Source organism: Bacillus sp. SSR7, assembly GCF_055902415.1.
In genome coordinates this window covers 162,955-177,749 of sequence record NZ_JBVVXV010000006.1, presented here as the reverse complement: position 1 = coordinate 177,749, position 14,795 = coordinate 162,955, and the positions used below count along the sequence as shown (strand labels likewise).

Genomic DNA, 14,795 nt, shown 5'->3' with positions numbered 1-14,795 from the left:
AAGATATTCAAGTATTTGAAAATGTATCCGTGCAATTCTTTGCATGAAACATAGGAAGTAAGTGAACCGAATATAATTCAGTAAAATCCTTTGTAAAAGGGGAAATGGCATGGGGAACCCATTAACAATGGAAGAAATGCTTCATATTATTCATGCAGGGCTTGTTAAAAAGAATAACCCAAAACGAATTACGATTGCCGGTGCAGGGATTTCTGGATTAGTTGCAGGTTCTTTATTAAAAGAGGCTGGGCATGAAGTAACGATTATAGAAGCAAATAACAGAATAGGTGGCAGGGTGCATACGATTCGGGAACCATTTAGTGTGGGTTTATATTTTAATGCTGGACCGATGAGAATCCCTGATACCCATAAGTTAACCTTAGCGTATATTCATAAATTTAAACTACCTTTAAACCTTTTTATAAATAAAACTTTTGCAGATATCATTTATACGAATAACATTCAAACAAGATTGAATGTGTTTGAAAATGATCCAAGTGTACTTGAATATCCGGTTTTGGATAAAGAAAGAGGAAAAACGGCAGAAGAGCTAATGCTTGAGGTATTAGAACCAATACTAAATTACATTAAGAAGGATCCTGATAAAAATTGGCTTATCGTTGAAAAAAAGTATAAAACGTATTCGCTTGGTTCATTTTTAATGGAGTATTATTCAGATGGTGCAATAGATATGATTGGGGTACTTCTTGATATGGAAGCTTATATGGGAATGTCCTTAATTGAAGTATTACGTGAAATGATTTTCTTTACTTCAACAACGAAATATTATGAAATAACTGGTGGAATGGATAAGTTATCGAATGCATTCTTACCACAATTAAGGGAACATATTTTAATGCAGTATAAGGTTGATAAAATTATACAAGAAGATAATAAAGTAATGTTACAAGGAAATCATGAACAAACGTTAGAGCAATTTACAATAACAAGTGATTTTGCTATTATTACAATTCCATTTTCAGCGTTAAGATTTGTAGAAGTTCAGCCATATCATTTATTCTCTTATTTTAAAAGACGGGCAATTCGTGAATTAAATTATATTGCTGCAACTAAAATTGCAATAGAGTTTAAAAGTAGATTTTGGGAGAAAGCGGGACAGTGTGGTGGGAAATCTATGACTGATTTACCGATACGGTTTACATACTATCCGAGTTATGGCATTCATACTCCAGGACCAGCTATCGTTATAGCAAGTTATACGTGGGCAGATGAGGCATTAACATGGGATAGTCTCCCGCAAAGAGATCGTATTCGTTACGCATTAAAAAATTTAGCAGAAATATACGGTGACATCGTCTATAGTGAGTTTATCACTGGAACATCTTTTAGCTGGAGTAAAAATCCGTATTCTTGCGGTGCATTTACAGCTTTCGAACCAGGCCAAGAGCTCGAGTTATTTCCGTATATTACACCACCATCTGGAAAAGTACACTTTGCAGGAGAGCATACGACATTAACACACGGATGGATGCAAGGAGCAATAGAGTCTGGAGTTAGAGTTGCATATGAAGTAAATGAACAGTGAATCTCTTATATTTACAAATGGTCATTCTTTTAATAAAATGATAAATATAAATCGTAATTATTACGCTTTGAATACATTTGAAGTAAAGAAATGGATGGTCGGTTGAATGAATAAAGTGGAGATTCATATATTAGGTGGTTTTTTAGGTAGCGGAAAATCAACATTATTACAAAATTTATTGTTAGCAGAGAAAAAGAAGAATAGAAAAGTTGCAGTATTAATGAATGAGATTGGTGAATACTCGGTAGATACAGATATTATTGGAAAAGAGAATGTTTTAAGAGAACTTCTGAAAGGATGTATTTGTTGTACATTAAAAGAAGAGCTTGAAATACAATTACATTCGTTATATCAACAAGAAAGACCAGATGTCATTTATATAGAAACGACAGGTGTTGCGCATCCAATTGAAGTGTTAGATGCATGTGTATCACCAATTTTAGCACCTTTCTTAGAAGTGAAATCAATAGTAGTCGTTTTAGATGCAGTAAGGTGGTTAAATCGAAGTATATTAAGTGCAAATGTTCAGCAATTATTGCATGAGCAATTGAAGTTTGGTAGCCATGTTTTAATTAATAAATCAGATTTACTAACAGATGCGGATAAGAACAAAGTAATTGAAGAAGTGAAAGCAATAAATAATCATGCAAAATTGTTTGAAACAAAATATTGTAATATATCTTTAGAAGACATAGAGGAAGCTGAATTTACGAATGATGGGGAACATGAGACACTACATGTAAAACAGCATTTACATATACAAACGATGACGTATCAATTTACGAAACCGATTGATCAAGACAAATTATATGAATGGCTTTCGAACTTACCAGATAGTATTTATCGTGTAAAAGGTTTTGTAAAATTCCATGGAGATAAATACCCTCACCTATTCCAATATTCGTTCGGAGTGCCGACTTTACTGGAACAAGACTTCGGTTTCCCAACGAACTTAGTAGTAATAGGGGAAGGGCTAGATAAGAACCAATTGGCTGAAGGGTTAGAGAAAGTGGAACTTAATTCTAACTAACATTAAAGGGAGCTGCCCCATAAGTTGCTGAAAACGACTTATGGGGCAGTCTTTTATTTTTTATGAATAAGCATATAGATACTTGTATTCATTTTAAATAGTCACTCTTTTAGTATTTTCGTTTTCCAAGAGAAACGTTTACACTAGTACTAGAGTCTCTTCTAAATTCAATTTTGCGACCATCTAATTCTGTTGTTCGAGAGCTTGCAGTAGGGTTTTTAATTAGACTGTACAGATTATCCGCTTTAGTTGGTAGTAGTGTGTTTAGAATTTTTTTCACCGGCTCGTTTAATACAGAATCATCACTATGAATAGACATTCTATATGCGCTGTCATCATAGGGAGAAAAATTAAAATACATAATGCCATCATATGTTTGACCAGTTTTAGTATATACATAGTTATAATCGGTTTTTAAAAATCCAGAATCAATTAGTATATTCTCAATTTCTTTATACTTATCCTCATCTTTTGCAGGAATAGAATCAGGAATAAAATAAGGGTTTACATTAATTGCTTTATACATAAACGTTGCAAATTGTTCTCTTGTTACATTCATTTCTCCGCCATATTTATAGTCTCCAATTCCTTTTGTAATGCCATTACTATACAATGAACGAACAGAGTTTGTTGCCCAATGATTATTTGGGACATCATAGAAAAGGTCATTTGTTTTTACAGGTAGATGAAATGCTTTTTGTAAGATAACAGCCATTTCATATCGAGTTAATGTATCATCAGGTCTAAACTTGTCAGTGTTACTGTCCCCTGTCATAAGTCCTTTTTGAGCAACTGCTTTAATATTGTTTTCAAACATATGCCCATGAATATCAGAGAAATGTTTATTTGTAGATCCGGTATTTTCTAGTTTTAAGTATCTTGAAATAATCGCAGCTACTTGTCCACGAGTTACATTGTCCCCAAATCCAAATTTTCCGTTACCATAACCACTAATAATCTTTTGCTCAGTTAAATGGTCAATCGAATCTTTAGACCAGTGATTCGTTGGTACATCAATGAAATGTTCAGTTTGTGCATGAGCATTCGTTGCACCAAATAATGTGGCGGTAATTAAACCTGTTGCGAGTACATGTTTAAAATTCATTATGATTCCTCCTAGGTATATAAAAAATTTTTCTCACTCATATCCGATACTTATAAGTGATAATCATTTATATATTATATTAGGATATTTCGATTTTGTAAAATATGGATTTATTTTCATAATATTTCTTAAATGTATATGGTGTTATGAGAGGGTGGGAAGTGTAAAAAATTCAACTGACGGGCGTTTATATATTCTGATTAGGAATGCATTATAAAATGCTCATTAATTAATAGTTAGTCAAAAGAAGCCGATCTTTATTGGGGTATAGAAAGACAGTTGCAGATTTTGTCTAACAATAATAATTGTAAAATTCGGAAATATATTTATAATCAAATCTAAGAGGTGATTCAGGTGTCAGAAAAAATAATAATGGATGTAAAAAACCTAACAACAAAAGGATTAGAAACGAGAGAGAAATTATTGTGTGCTGCAGAAGAAGTATTTGGTAGTAAAGGGTATTACGAGGCTTCTATCGTGAATATTACACAAGAAGCAAAGGTAGCGCACGGAACTTTCTATAATTACTTTCCATCTAAAAAAGATATATTTGATGAATTGATTCGCAGATTGAACCGTGAGTTACGCTTAATTATTAAAGAAGAAATGAAGGGGATATCAAGTTATGAAGAGGCACAAAGAAGAGGTTTTCAGGCATTTTTTCGGTGGGTGAAAGATCGTCCTAATCTATATAACATTGTACAACAGGCGGTAGTAGTTGATGATAATTTATATAGATGGTACTATGCAAAGCTCGCAAATGGATTTTTAAAAAGTTTATCAGCTGGTATGGAAGCAGGAGAGTTTAAACAACTTGATACAGAAACAATTGCGTATTGTCTTATGTCAATTGGGCAATTTCTAGGTATGCGATGGGGGTATTGGGAAGAGAAAGATGTTCCAGAAGATGTATTTGAAGCAGCGATGTCATTAATATTTGAAGGATTGAGAAAGAGATAAGGGAGTGGGGAACATATGCAAGGCATTGCTTATTGGATTGAAAAACGGGCCTATTTACATCCAGATCGCATTGCCATTATTACAGAAGAGGAGGAAATGACATATAAGCAGTTACATGAGTATGTAAGTAAAGTAGCCGCATATTTCATTTACGAATTAAATGTGAAAAAAGGAGAAAGGATAGCTATTTTATCGCAAAATAGCTTGGAATATATTGTGCTTTTGTTTGCTATAGCAAAGGTAGAATGTATTGCTGTTCCACTAAATATACGGTTAACAGAAAATGAACTTATATTTCAGTTGAAAGATAGTGGAACTACAGTTTTATTTGTAGAGGAAACATTTCAAAATATGGCATTGTCAATGCAGAAGGTATCGTATGTACAAAGAGTTATTTCGATTACAAGTTTAAAAGAAATAGAAGATAGAAAAATTGTTAACTTTGTAGAGATAAATGAAAGCGCATCCTTTATTATATGTTATACCTCAGGGACAACTGGAAAACCGAAAGGAGCTGTACTTACACAAGAAAATATGTTTTGGAATGCGCTTAATAATACATTTGCGATTGATCTAACTATGCATGACCGCTCTATTGTATTATTGCCTTTATTTCATATTGGTGGTATAGGCTTATTCGCATTTCCAACTTTATTTGCAGGCGGTGTAATCATTGTTCCAAGAAAATTTGAGCCAACCAAAGCTCTTTCTATGATAGAAAAACATAAAGTGACTGTTGTGATGGGAGTACCTACAATTCATCAAGCATTAATAAATTGTTCAAAGTTCGAAACTACAAATTTACAATCAGTTCGCTGGTTTTATAACGGTGGTGCTCCATGTCCAGCAGAGTTGATGAGAGAATTTATAAATAGAGGATTTTTATTTGGTCAAGGCTTTGGTATGACTGAAACATCACCAACCGTATTTATGCTTTCAGAAGAAGATGCAAGACGTAAAGTAGGCTCAATTGGGAAACCAGTTTTGTTTTGTGATTATGTACTTATTGATGAAAACAAAAATAAAGTTGAGATTGGTGAAGTTGGAGAGTTACTTATAAGAGGGCCAAATGTAATGAAAGAGTATTGGAATCGGCCAGATGCAACAAAAGAAACGATTCAAGATGGTTGGTTATATACGGGAGATTTAGCTAAAGTTGATGAAGAGGGTTTTGTATACATTGTCGGTAGAAAAAAAGAAATGATAATTTCCGGTGGTGAAAATATTTATCCACTTGAAGTAGAGCAAGTCATTAATAAGCTTTCGGACGTATATGAGGTAGCGGTCGTTGGTAGGAAACATGTAAAGTGGGGAGAGACTCCAATCGCCTTTATTGTGAAAAAGAGTAACAGTGTATTAACTGAAAAGGAAGTCATTGAACATTGTCGTTTATTTCTAGCAAAATATAAAATACCGAAAGAGATTATTTTTCTAAAAGAGTTGCCTAAAAATGCAACTGGTAAAATTCAAAAAGCACAGTTAACAAATCAATTGAAAAGTAGGTGAAGAGATGACGATGTATAGCACGGGTCAAAAGGCGTCATGTAGTAAAACAATAACAGAAACGGATTTTGTATTATTTGCAGGTTTAAGTGGGGATTTTAATCCGATCCATATAGATCATGAGTATGCGAAAAAAACTAGATTTAATCAAAGAATAGCACATGGTTTACTAACTTCTAGTCTATTATCGCAATTGCTTGGTATTCATTTACCTGGAAAAGGATCCGTTTATATGGAGCAAACTATTAAATTTACAGCGCCAGTTTTTATAGGAGATACAATTACAGCAACGGCTACAGTACAAGAATTTATGATAGAAAAGAGAGTTTTGAAATTGTTAACAGAGTGTCATAACCAAAAAGGAGATTTAGTATTAACAGGTGTAGCTACAATGATGGTGCCAAAAGAAGGGGGAGTAGTCTAATGAATATTGGGATTGAATCGACTGGTGTTTTCTTCCCAAAAGACGTAGAGACGGCTGCAGATCTATCTAAGAAAACAGGCATCCCTGAGAAAATTATTATAGAAAAGTTTGGTTTATATGAAAAACATGTCGCAGATGAAACGATGCATGCATCAGATTTAGCTATTGCTGCTGCAAAGCCAATATTATCAAAAATAGATCCTCAATCGATTGATGTAGTCATTTATTTTGGCAGTCCACATAAAGATTACCACGTATGGTCTAGTGCCCCAAAAATTCAGCATGAACTTGGATTGAAAAATGCTTATGCTTTTGAAATTATGAATGTTAGTTCTTGCTTTCCTATTGCTCTCAAAGTCGCAAAAGATATGCTCTACTCCGATAACTCAATTGAAAATATATTATTAGTAGGTGGATGTAAAGAATCTCAAATTGTAGATTATGATAATCCACGTTCGCGTTTTATGTTTAATTTCGCTGATGGCGGAAGTGCAGCTTTAGTGAAAAAAGACGCTAGAAACGGTGAAATATTAGGAAGTGCGATTATAACAGATGGTTCATTTCATGAAGATGTTCGTATTCCAGCAGGTGGATCGAAGCAGGTTGCGAGCTACGATACAGTTGAGAATCGACAGCATTATATTGATGTAATAGATCCTATTAGTATGAAAGAACGTCTAGACAGGATTTCAACTCCTAATTTTGACAAGGTTATTCGGGAGTCGTTAAGAAAAAGTGGATTTACTCCTAAAGATATTAAAGTATTGTTACCACTGCATACAAAACGTTCTATGTTAATAGAATTGATACAGGGGCTAGGGCTAGCAGAAGAACAAGTTGTATATTTAGATCATTATGGACATATGTCAGCGCTTGATCCTTGCATTGGTCTTCACTTTGCAAATGAACAGGGAAAATTACAGGCCGGAGATATTGCAGTAGTAGTTAGTGCAGGGACTGGGTATACGTGGGCAGCTACTGTGATTAGGTGGTGAAAAATTCGAAATGAACATATGAGAAATGGAGGTATTTGGAAAGGGGTGGCGAATGTAGTGGTACTTCATTAAATTTTCTCAACGGATTTGTTTGTATGATTCAAAGGAAAAGTCATAATTACGGTTGGGTAACTTTGGCGTGTTTGATTCTATCAGAAAGTAAAGTATGGGGAGGATCACAATGTCGATGAAAAAACGTAAATGGCTAAGAATGATGGCTACTGGTTGTGTTTTAGGTTCATTATTAATAACCGCAGCTTGTTCAGGAAAGAAAACAAGTACAGAGGGTGACAAGACGATTAAGGTAGGTGTTCTTGCTTCATTAACAGGTCCATTAGAATCATATGGAAAACAAACCATGAACGGATTTGAATTAGGGTTAGACTATGCAACTGGTGGAACTGGCAAAGTTGAAGGGAAGAAGATTAAGTTTGTTGTAGAAGATACGGAAACAAAAGCGGATGTAGCGGTTAAAAAAGCTACGAAGTTATTAGAAGAAGAGAAAGTCGATTTTTTAGTCGGATCGTCTAGTTCAAGTGATACATTAGCGGTTTTACCACTAGCTGAAGAGTACGAAAAAATAATGGTTGTAGAACCAGCAGTAGCGGATAGTATTACCGGGAAGAACTGGAATAAATATATTTTTAGAACAGGTAGAAATTCATCTCAAGATGCAGTCGCTGGTGCGGCGGCAATCGCTAAAAAAGATGTGAAAATAGCGACGTTGGCACAAGATAACGCATACGGCCGTGAAGGAATTGCGGCGTTTAAAGCTGGAGCAAAGAAATTAGGTGCGAACATTGTAAACGAGCAATATGCAGATACAAATTCGACTGACTTCACTGCAAATATTCAAAATATCATTAGTTCAAAACCGGATTATTTATTTATCGTTTGGGCAGGGGCAAATTCACCTTGGAAACAGTTGAAAGATATGAATGTGGAAGCGCAAGGTATTAAAATTTCTACAGGTGCACCAGATATACCAGCATTAAAAACGATGGATGCGTTAGTAGGAATGCAAGGTTTTTCTGTTTATTATCATACACTCCCGAAAAATAAGGTGAATGATTGGTTAGTGGAAGAACATAAAAAACGATTTAATGGTGCGGTGCCAGATTTATTTACAGCAGGGGGAATGTCAGCGGCAATTTCAATTGTAGAAGCTTTAAAGAAAACAAAAGGTGATACAGATGTAGATACATTAATTAAGAAAATGGAAGGAATGGAATTTGATACACCGAAAGGAAAGATGAAATTTAGAGAGAAGGATCATCAAGCGATGCAGACGCTTTATTCTATCACATTGAAAAAACAAGATGGTGTTGATTATCCGGTGCCAGTATTAGAGCGAGAATTAACGATGAAAGAGACAGAACCACCAGTTCAAAATAAATAGACTGAATTTTCTGTTGTTTTTGTATAAAGAGGGGGATACCCTCTTTATACGTATTGCTTTCATACTGAAAGCTTTAAAGGGAGGGATTTCGTGACACATTTGCTAGAAACGAAAAATCTTAGTGTATCTTTTGGCGAGCATCATGTTATTAATGATGTGAATGTAACAGTACAAAAAGGAAAGCTCATTTCCATTATTGGACCGAATGGTGCAGGAAAGACAACGTTATTTAATTTACTAAGTGGACAAATTTCTCCAACAAAGGGTGAAGTATATTTTAAAGGACGAGAGATTACAAATTTATCAATTTCAGATCGAACTCGATTAGGAATTGGTCGTTCTTTTCAACTTACAAATATATTCCCAGAGTTAACGGTACTTGAAAATGTCCGTTTAAGTGTTCAATCATTCGTACAAGATTACTATAGTTTTTTCCCGAGTCCAGCAAAATTAAAGCAACAAGTTGGAGAGGCGAGACGTTTCTTAAAAACAGTATTACTTCAGGAGAAAGAACATGTATTAGCGAAAGATTTAGCGCATGGAGAAAAACGAAAGTTAGAGCTTGCAATGTTATTAGCTTTAAAAACAGATGTGTTATTACTGGATGAGCCGACGGCAGGTATTTCGGTTGAGGAAGTCCCAGCTATATTACAAGTGATTGAAAATATTAAGAAACATCCAGAGAGTACAATTGTACTGATTGAACACAAAATGGATATGGTACTAGGTTTGTCAGACCATCTTATCGTTTTATTTCATGGAGAGTTATTGGCTGAAGGTTTACCCGAAGAAATGATGAAAGATGAGCGTGTACAAAGTGCTTATTTAGGGGGATTATATAGTGGCACTATTACAAGTGAATAATATAGAGACGTATTTAGATCAGTTTCATATTTTACAAGGGGTGTCTCTTGCTGTTGAAAAAGGAACGATTACTGTACTGTTTGGAAGAAATGGGGCAGGGAAGACTACGACATTACGTTCGGTTATGGGATTTCATCATATCGCACATGGTGAAATTTATTACGATCGTACACAAGTAAATGGATTATCTACACATTTAATTTCAAGGAAAGGAATAGGGTATGTACCAGAAAATCAAGGTATTTTTCACGATCTGACAGTAGAAGAAACATTCGCTCTTGCTAGAGGTAAGGGTGAAGAAGCGGAAGAAAAAATAGAATGGATGCTTGAACTATTTCCAGATTTAAAGCAATTTTGGCACAAAAAAAGCGGACTCCTAAGCGGGGGACAAAAGCAAATGTTAGCAATTTCAAGAGCATTTATTAATAGTGATGGTTTACTACTTATTGATGAGCCGAGTAAAGGCTTGTCTCCTATTATGATAGAAAAATTAATGATAGCTATTTTGAAAATGAAGGAGAAAACAACAGTTTTACTCGTTGAACAAAATTTTATGATGGCTAGTCAAATTGGTGATTACTTTTATATTATGGATAACGGAAAAATTGTTCATAACGGTTTTATGCATGAATTAAAAGAGGATAAGGAAATGTGTCACAAATATTTAGGAATCTCTTAACATGAATCCGGGGTGAGAAGGATGGATGTGTTAATCAATTTATTTGTAAATGGGATTTCAACAGGGATGCTCATTTTTTTATTAGCATCAGGTCTTTCACTTATTTTCGGTTTAATGAGCGTTTTAAACTTTGCACATGGTGGTTTATTTGCGTGGGGAGCGTTTACAGGTGTTTGGCTATTTAATATGACAGGTAGTTATGTATTAGCGTTAATTGGAGCAATAGCTATGGGAATGTTCCTTGGGTTCATTTTGGAAAGATTCCTTATTAGACCGGTATATGGCAATCATGTTCGCCAGCTTCTTGTGACGCTTGGAGGAATGCTTGTACTTAGTGAATGTATTAAAATATTTTGGGGACCTAATCCAATTGGTGCGAAATTACCGTTATGGCTACAAGGAAGTTTTACATTCGGAGGCGTTATATTAATTAAATATCGTCTATTCGTTATCATAATTGGGATCATCATATACATTGCATTACTATTATTACTCAAAAAAACAAAGATAGGTCTTATGATACGCGCAGGTGTAATGGATAAAGAGATGGTTCAAGCGCTCGGTATTAACGTAAAAGCGATATTTTCTTTCGTCTTTTTATTAGGAGCAGGAATGGCAGCGTTGGGAGGCTTCTTATTAGCACCGTATTCAGGCGTTATTTTCGCCGAGATGGGTATGCAGTATGCGATTTTGGCTTTCATAGTAGTCATCATTGGAGGATTAGGAAGCGTGCAAGGTTCGGCAATTGCTTCTTTAATTGTCGGATTAGCGGGTGCTTTTACAGCATATTTTATACCGGATTTATCACTTGCAATCAATATGTTAATGTTACTATTTTTCTTAATAGTGAAGCCAAACGGACTTGTTGGTGAAAAGGGGTGAAATGGTGAACAACACATCAAATCGAATTAAAGTATACTTCGGAGTATGTATGCTCATTTGCTTAAGTGTATTTCCATTCGTAAATGATTCACGGAGTTTATTAATTTTGTTCACTCAAATCTTCATCTTTGCTATTTTTGCAATGAGTTTTGATGTATTGCTTGGATATACCGGAATTGTATCGTTCGGCCATTGTATGTTCTTTGGAATCGGAGCATATAGCGTAGCGCTTTTATTTGATCGGCAAGGAGTATCTATAACAAACTTTTTAATAGGACTAGTAGCTGCAATCATCATTTCAGCAATTGTTAGTTATATAATCGGCTTGCTTTCTTTACGTCTGAAAAGTCATTTTTATGCAATGTTAACACTTGCTATTTCACAGTTATTTTTCGTACTTGCTGAAAAATGGCGCGGGCTTACTCATGGAGGGGATGGTTTTACATTTGGTGTACCAGACGTATTCCGTGATCGTTTTACGTTTTATTATGTAACACTTATATGTTTACTTATCATTTTTGTTCTGTTACGTCTTTTCACCAAATCTTCTATTGGAAAAGTATTAAAGGCAATTTCACAAAATGAGCAACGTGTTGAAGCACTAGGATATAAAGTTCTTCATTATAAAATTATTGCTAGCATTGTTGCAGGAGTAGTAGCTGCGATTAGCGGTGGTTTATTTGTTATCACTTTACGCTTTGTTAATACAGCTGTATTTTCAATTGAAATGACATTAAATGCATTATTGATGACAATGATTGGAGGCGTTGGAACGTTAATTGGAGCAATTGCAGGAGCTGGAATTATTGAATCTCTGAAATATTATTTATCAGAACTAGCCACAGAGTATCCGATTTTTGAAAGATGGACGATTATTCTCGGTTTATTGTACATTATCGTATTGCTAGTTTTCCCGAAAGGATTAGTTGGCACGGTTAAGGGACTGAAGAATATGAAACGGAATAAGAAGGAGAAAAGTGCAGAAGTGGAGCAAAATGTGTGAAAAATCAATTGTATAGAATATGAAAATCCCTCTTTTAGATTCGTAAAGGAGGGATTTTTATTGCTGTATGTAAATTTAGTTCGTTTATAGCTATTATATTAATCAAATAGTTCATCAGGGATTTGTTTGAAAGAACTTTGATTCGTAAAGAAATGAACAGCTAATTTCTCAATTGGAACATTTTCAATTGGTACTAATTTATCATTTTTAATCGGTAAAAAGGCTATTCCTTTTCCGTCCTGAATAAACTCTTCTATAAGCGAATAAGAATCTAATTGTTGAAGTTGACGCTGAGATAAATTATTTTCTTTTAGAAATTGTATGGTCTTATTCCTAAAAGGGCACTTTTTGTCATTACTAACGAAGAAGAGTTCCTTTGAAAAGTCAATGGTACACTTTTCTTTCGCTTTTAATAAGCCTATAGAAATTGAAGTGGAAAATCCTTTTTTAAACACTGTGTCCGGGTAATCCTCATAAGTAATGACCATATCAACTTTTTGTTGTTGCAGTAATTTTTGCAAATGACTACTATTTTCTACATATATTTGATAATTCCTGAAATTTTCTTTAATGCGCTTACTTACATAATTAGTTAAAATCGATTGTGACGTCGCGATTATATAAGAAGACCCACTCGTTTTAATTTTATCTTTCGCTTCTTCTAATAGTGTTAATATTTGATTTGTGTAGTCTAATAAAATGTCACCAGAAGGTAATAAAGAAACGCCTTTGTTATCTCTATGTAGTAAAGGTGTTTCTAACTCTTGTTCTAATTTTTTAATTCGCTCAGTTACGTTCGGTTGAACATACCCTAACTCTTTCGCAGCTTTACTAATAGAACCTTCGCTAGCCACAGTTTTGAATATAATAAGATCATTTATTTCCATTTATCACAGCCCCTTATACGATATCATTATAAATGATACCAAACATAATTTATACCTATTTTACGTTAGTTAATCATCGGTTTATCATTGTGTATATAAGATGGAAAGTGAGTGATAAACATGAATGGAATGCAATATAAGGTCATTTTGCCAAAAGATTATGATATGGAGATTATTAAGAAAAGGGTAAAGGATAATGGGTATAAAACGGATGGTTTTCAAGACCTGAATTTTAAAGCTTATTTAATTACTGAGGCAGATAAGGACGGAAATTTCTATAACTGTTATGCACCTTTATATATTTGGAATTGCCATGAAGGAATGAACAAATTTATCTTTGAAGGGTATTACGATAATATTTTACAATCGTTTGGATGGCAACAAATAAATATAGGTGTTCCATTAGTTGTTAATGTAAAAAATGATTTTAAGAAATGCAGATATGTTGTTGAATATGAAGGAAGTATTTCTCCAAGTGAATCATTGAGTGGGATTCAATCTATCATTGTGGATCAAAAGGTAGAAAATTGTTTAGGAAATGTAATAGTATATAATCCAGATAAATGGGGATATAGCCAGTTTAATTTTTATGAAGAGAAGCCTGATATTACAGCGAGTAAAGGTGTTACAGTATATGAGATTTTGCACATTTCACTATGAAAGTATGTTGAAGTTAGATTAAGAAAAGGAATGAAAATGTATGCCTTTTGTGAACGTTTATTATCATGAAAATATATTAAATGAAGAATTGAAAAAGATAAGTGAATGTATTCATCTTTCATTAATTGAACATTTTAACATCCCTGAAAATGATTTTTTTCAAATGTTTTTACCTTATCAACAAAATCACTTTTTATATAATCCATATTATTTATTAGAAAGAGGAGAAAAGAGAACAGAGAATATGATGTATGTTTCTATCACATGTGGACCGGGAAGAACGATAAAACAGAAAAGTGATCTATATCAGTCGATATCCTCGAAGGTTTCTGAATGTTCTAGTATAAAAAGTGCAGACATTTTTATTACTCTAACCGAGACAGTTGCTGAAAATTGGTCGTTTGGTCAAGGATTAGCGCAATTGGTAAAAATGAAAGGGGAGTGAAATAATGAATGAATCCATTGAATATTGTATTCAAAAGAAAATGAGAGAAATGGCACCTGTATTTGCACATTATAGTGAAGAGATACTGTTCGGGGAAGTGTGGAGGGATGACACTTTAACATTACGAGAAAGAAGTTTATGCACAGTGGCGGCATTAATTAGTCTTAATCAGACAGAACAATTACCATTTCATTTGCGACTGGCCAAACAAAATGGAATTAAAGAAAATGAATTGATTGCATTAATAACACATATGGCTTTTTATGTTGGTTGGCCCAAAGCAGTGGGAGCTTTACATATAGCAATGAATGAAATGGAAAGTTAAGAATAATGATAAGAAAGAATTCATTTAAACATGAATTCTTTCTTATCATTATTTATGCAATACTCTTAATGAGATATTTTTCACGTTT

The 14,795-nt window shown here is 34.0% G+C and carries 17 protein-coding genes; 15 read left to right on the top strand and 2 right to left on the bottom strand.

Annotation, left to right across the window (positions count from 1 at the left end):
• The first annotated feature begins 109 nt into the window (after positions 1-109).
• Genes AC0NJG_RS13930 through AC0NJG_RS13920 form a run of 3 tightly spaced genes read left to right on the top strand, consistent with a single transcriptional unit; the run spans position 110 to position 2,576 of the window.
• Entirely contained in the window at positions 110-1,546 is a 1,437-nt protein-coding gene (locus AC0NJG_RS13930) for a flavin monoamine oxidase family protein (protein WP_087952918.1), read from the top strand.
• Positions 1,536-1,652: a hypothetical protein gene (locus tag AC0NJG_RS13925; RefSeq protein ID WP_001987043.1), complete on the top strand. Its 117-nt coding sequence runs from the start codon at positions 1,536-1,538 to the stop codon at positions 1,650-1,652. Before AC0NJG_RS13930 ends, AC0NJG_RS13925 begins: the two co-directional genes overlap by 11 nt.
• Positions 1,653-2,576 (top strand): CobW family GTP-binding protein, encoded by a 924-nt coding sequence (locus AC0NJG_RS13920; RefSeq protein ID WP_048551979.1) that lies wholly within the window; start codon positions 1,653-1,655, stop codon positions 2,574-2,576.
• A gap of 109 nt (positions 2,577-2,685) precedes the next feature.
• Here AC0NJG_RS13920 and AC0NJG_RS13915 read toward each other — a convergent pair whose 3' ends face one another.
• Positions 2,686-3,681, bottom strand: coding sequence for an S-layer homology domain-containing protein (locus tag AC0NJG_RS13915; RefSeq protein WP_173601401.1), 996 nt, complete (start codon positions 3,679-3,681; stop codon positions 2,686-2,688).
• A 354-nt stretch (positions 3,682-4,035) separates the two neighbouring features.
• Between AC0NJG_RS13915 and AC0NJG_RS13910 the strand changes: the two genes are divergently transcribed.
• From AC0NJG_RS13910 to AC0NJG_RS13870, 9 genes are all read left to right on the top strand, one after another.
• Complete coding sequence (locus AC0NJG_RS13910) at positions 4,036-4,641, top strand: TetR/AcrR family transcriptional regulator (RefSeq protein WP_001290800.1); 606 nt, start codon at positions 4,036-4,038, stop codon at positions 4,639-4,641.
• Positions 4,642-4,656: 15 nt separating this feature from the next.
• On the top strand, positions 4,657-6,147 hold the full coding sequence (locus tag AC0NJG_RS13905; RefSeq protein WP_087952916.1) for an o-succinylbenzoate--CoA ligase: 1,491 nt from the start codon (positions 4,657-4,659) through the stop codon (positions 6,145-6,147).
• A 4-nt stretch (positions 6,148-6,151) separates the two neighbouring features.
• A complete protein-coding gene (locus AC0NJG_RS13900; RefSeq protein ID WP_001976845.1) occupies positions 6,152-6,568 on the top strand; it encodes a MaoC family dehydratase in 417 nt (138 codons plus the stop codon).
• Complete coding sequence (locus tag AC0NJG_RS13895; protein ID WP_001020508.1) at positions 6,568-7,563, top strand: 3-oxoacyl-ACP synthase; 996 nt, start codon at positions 6,568-6,570, stop codon at positions 7,561-7,563. The genes AC0NJG_RS13900 and AC0NJG_RS13895 overlap by 1 nt, the downstream gene beginning before the upstream one ends.
• 181 nt (positions 7,564-7,744) lie before the next feature.
• Complete coding sequence (locus AC0NJG_RS13890; RefSeq protein WP_061182825.1) at positions 7,745-8,962, top strand: substrate-binding domain-containing protein; 1,218 nt, start codon at positions 7,745-7,747, stop codon at positions 8,960-8,962.
• A 90-nt stretch (positions 8,963-9,052) separates the two neighbouring features.
• Positions 9,053-9,826 carry an ABC transporter ATP-binding protein gene (locus AC0NJG_RS13885; RefSeq protein ID WP_474063151.1) on the top strand — a complete coding sequence of 258 codons (774 nt, stop codon included), beginning with the start codon at positions 9,053-9,055 and terminating at the stop codon, positions 9,824-9,826.
• Positions 9,804-10,505 carry a branched-chain amino acid ABC transporter ATP-binding protein gene (locus AC0NJG_RS13880; RefSeq protein ID WP_001196686.1) on the top strand — a complete coding sequence of 234 codons (702 nt, stop codon included), beginning with the start codon at positions 9,804-9,806 and terminating at the stop codon, positions 10,503-10,505. The genes AC0NJG_RS13885 and AC0NJG_RS13880 overlap by 23 nt, the downstream gene beginning before the upstream one ends.
• A gap of 21 nt (positions 10,506-10,526) precedes the next feature.
• The gene (locus AC0NJG_RS13875) at positions 10,527-11,387 is read left to right on the top strand and encodes a branched-chain amino acid ABC transporter permease (RefSeq protein WP_087952910.1); all 861 of its coding nucleotides are present in this window, start codon (positions 10,527-10,529) and stop codon (positions 11,385-11,387) included.
• Between the two features lie 49 nt (positions 11,388-11,436).
• Complete coding sequence (locus tag AC0NJG_RS13870; RefSeq protein WP_140168475.1) at positions 11,437-12,390, top strand: branched-chain amino acid ABC transporter permease; 954 nt, start codon at positions 11,437-11,439, stop codon at positions 12,388-12,390.
• A 98-nt stretch (positions 12,391-12,488) separates the two neighbouring features.
• Here the strand turns inward: AC0NJG_RS13870 and AC0NJG_RS13865 are convergent, their stop codons facing one another.
• Positions 12,489-13,277, bottom strand: coding sequence for a LysR family transcriptional regulator (locus AC0NJG_RS13865; RefSeq protein ID WP_087952907.1), 789 nt, complete (start codon positions 13,275-13,277; stop codon positions 12,489-12,491).
• Positions 13,278-13,397: 120 nt separating this feature from the next.
• Between AC0NJG_RS13865 and AC0NJG_RS13860 the strand changes: the two genes are divergently transcribed.
• The 3 genes from AC0NJG_RS13860 to AC0NJG_RS13850 are packed head-to-tail and all read left to right on the top strand — an operon-like array spanning position 13,398 to position 14,707.
• Positions 13,398-13,937 (top strand): DUF4865 family protein, encoded by a 540-nt coding sequence (locus AC0NJG_RS13860; RefSeq protein WP_474063150.1) that lies wholly within the window; start codon positions 13,398-13,400, stop codon positions 13,935-13,937.
• A 40-nt stretch (positions 13,938-13,977) separates the two neighbouring features.
• Positions 13,978-14,382 (top strand): tautomerase family protein, encoded by a 405-nt coding sequence (locus tag AC0NJG_RS13855; RefSeq protein WP_087952905.1) that lies wholly within the window; start codon positions 13,978-13,980, stop codon positions 14,380-14,382.
• Between the two features lie 4 nt (positions 14,383-14,386).
• Positions 14,387-14,707, top strand: a complete 321-nt coding sequence (locus AC0NJG_RS13850; protein ID WP_140168467.1) for a carboxymuconolactone decarboxylase family protein — start codon at positions 14,387-14,389, stop codon at positions 14,705-14,707.
• The last annotated feature ends 88 nt before the right edge of the window (positions 14,708-14,795 follow it).

Bases quoted from the DNA above. Each gene is read 5' to 3' on its own strand.
- AC0NJG_RS13870 (WP_140168475.1), top strand. From the start codon at position 11,437: ATGCTCATTTGCTTAAGTGTATTTCCATTCGTAAATGATTCACGGAGT.
- AC0NJG_RS13860 (WP_474063150.1), top strand. From the start codon at position 13,398: ATGAATGGAATGCAATATAAGGTCATTTTGCCAAAAGATTATGATATG.
- AC0NJG_RS13930 (WP_087952918.1), top strand. From the start codon at position 110: ATGGGGAACCCATTAACAATGGAAGAAATGCTTCATATTATTCATGCA.
- AC0NJG_RS13850 (WP_140168467.1), top strand. From the start codon at position 14,387: ATGAATGAATCCATTGAATATTGTATTCAAAAGAAAATGAGAGAAATG.
- AC0NJG_RS13855 (WP_087952905.1), top strand. From the start codon at position 13,978: ATGCCTTTTGTGAACGTTTATTATCATGAAAATATATTAAATGAAGAA.
- AC0NJG_RS13875 (WP_087952910.1), top strand. From the start codon at position 10,527: ATGGATGTGTTAATCAATTTATTTGTAAATGGGATTTCAACAGGGATG.
- AC0NJG_RS13865 (WP_087952907.1), bottom strand. From the start codon at position 13,277: ATGGAAATAAATGATCTTATTATATTCAAAACTGTGGCTAGCGAAGGT.
- AC0NJG_RS13915 (WP_173601401.1), bottom strand. From the start codon at position 3,681: ATGAATTTTAAACATGTACTCGCAACAGGTTTAATTACCGCCACATTA.
- AC0NJG_RS13895 (WP_001020508.1), top strand. From the start codon at position 6,568: ATGAATATTGGGATTGAATCGACTGGTGTTTTCTTCCCAAAAGACGTA.
- AC0NJG_RS13925 (WP_001987043.1), top strand. From the start codon at position 1,536: ATGAACAGTGAATCTCTTATATTTACAAATGGTCATTCTTTTAATAAA.
- AC0NJG_RS13900 (WP_001976845.1), top strand. From the start codon at position 6,152: ATGACGATGTATAGCACGGGTCAAAAGGCGTCATGTAGTAAAACAATA.
- AC0NJG_RS13920 (WP_048551979.1), top strand. From the start codon at position 1,653: ATGAATAAAGTGGAGATTCATATATTAGGTGGTTTTTTAGGTAGCGGA.
- AC0NJG_RS13905 (WP_087952916.1), top strand. From the start codon at position 4,657: ATGCAAGGCATTGCTTATTGGATTGAAAAACGGGCCTATTTACATCCA.
- AC0NJG_RS13890 (WP_061182825.1), top strand. From the start codon at position 7,745: ATGTCGATGAAAAAACGTAAATGGCTAAGAATGATGGCTACTGGTTGT.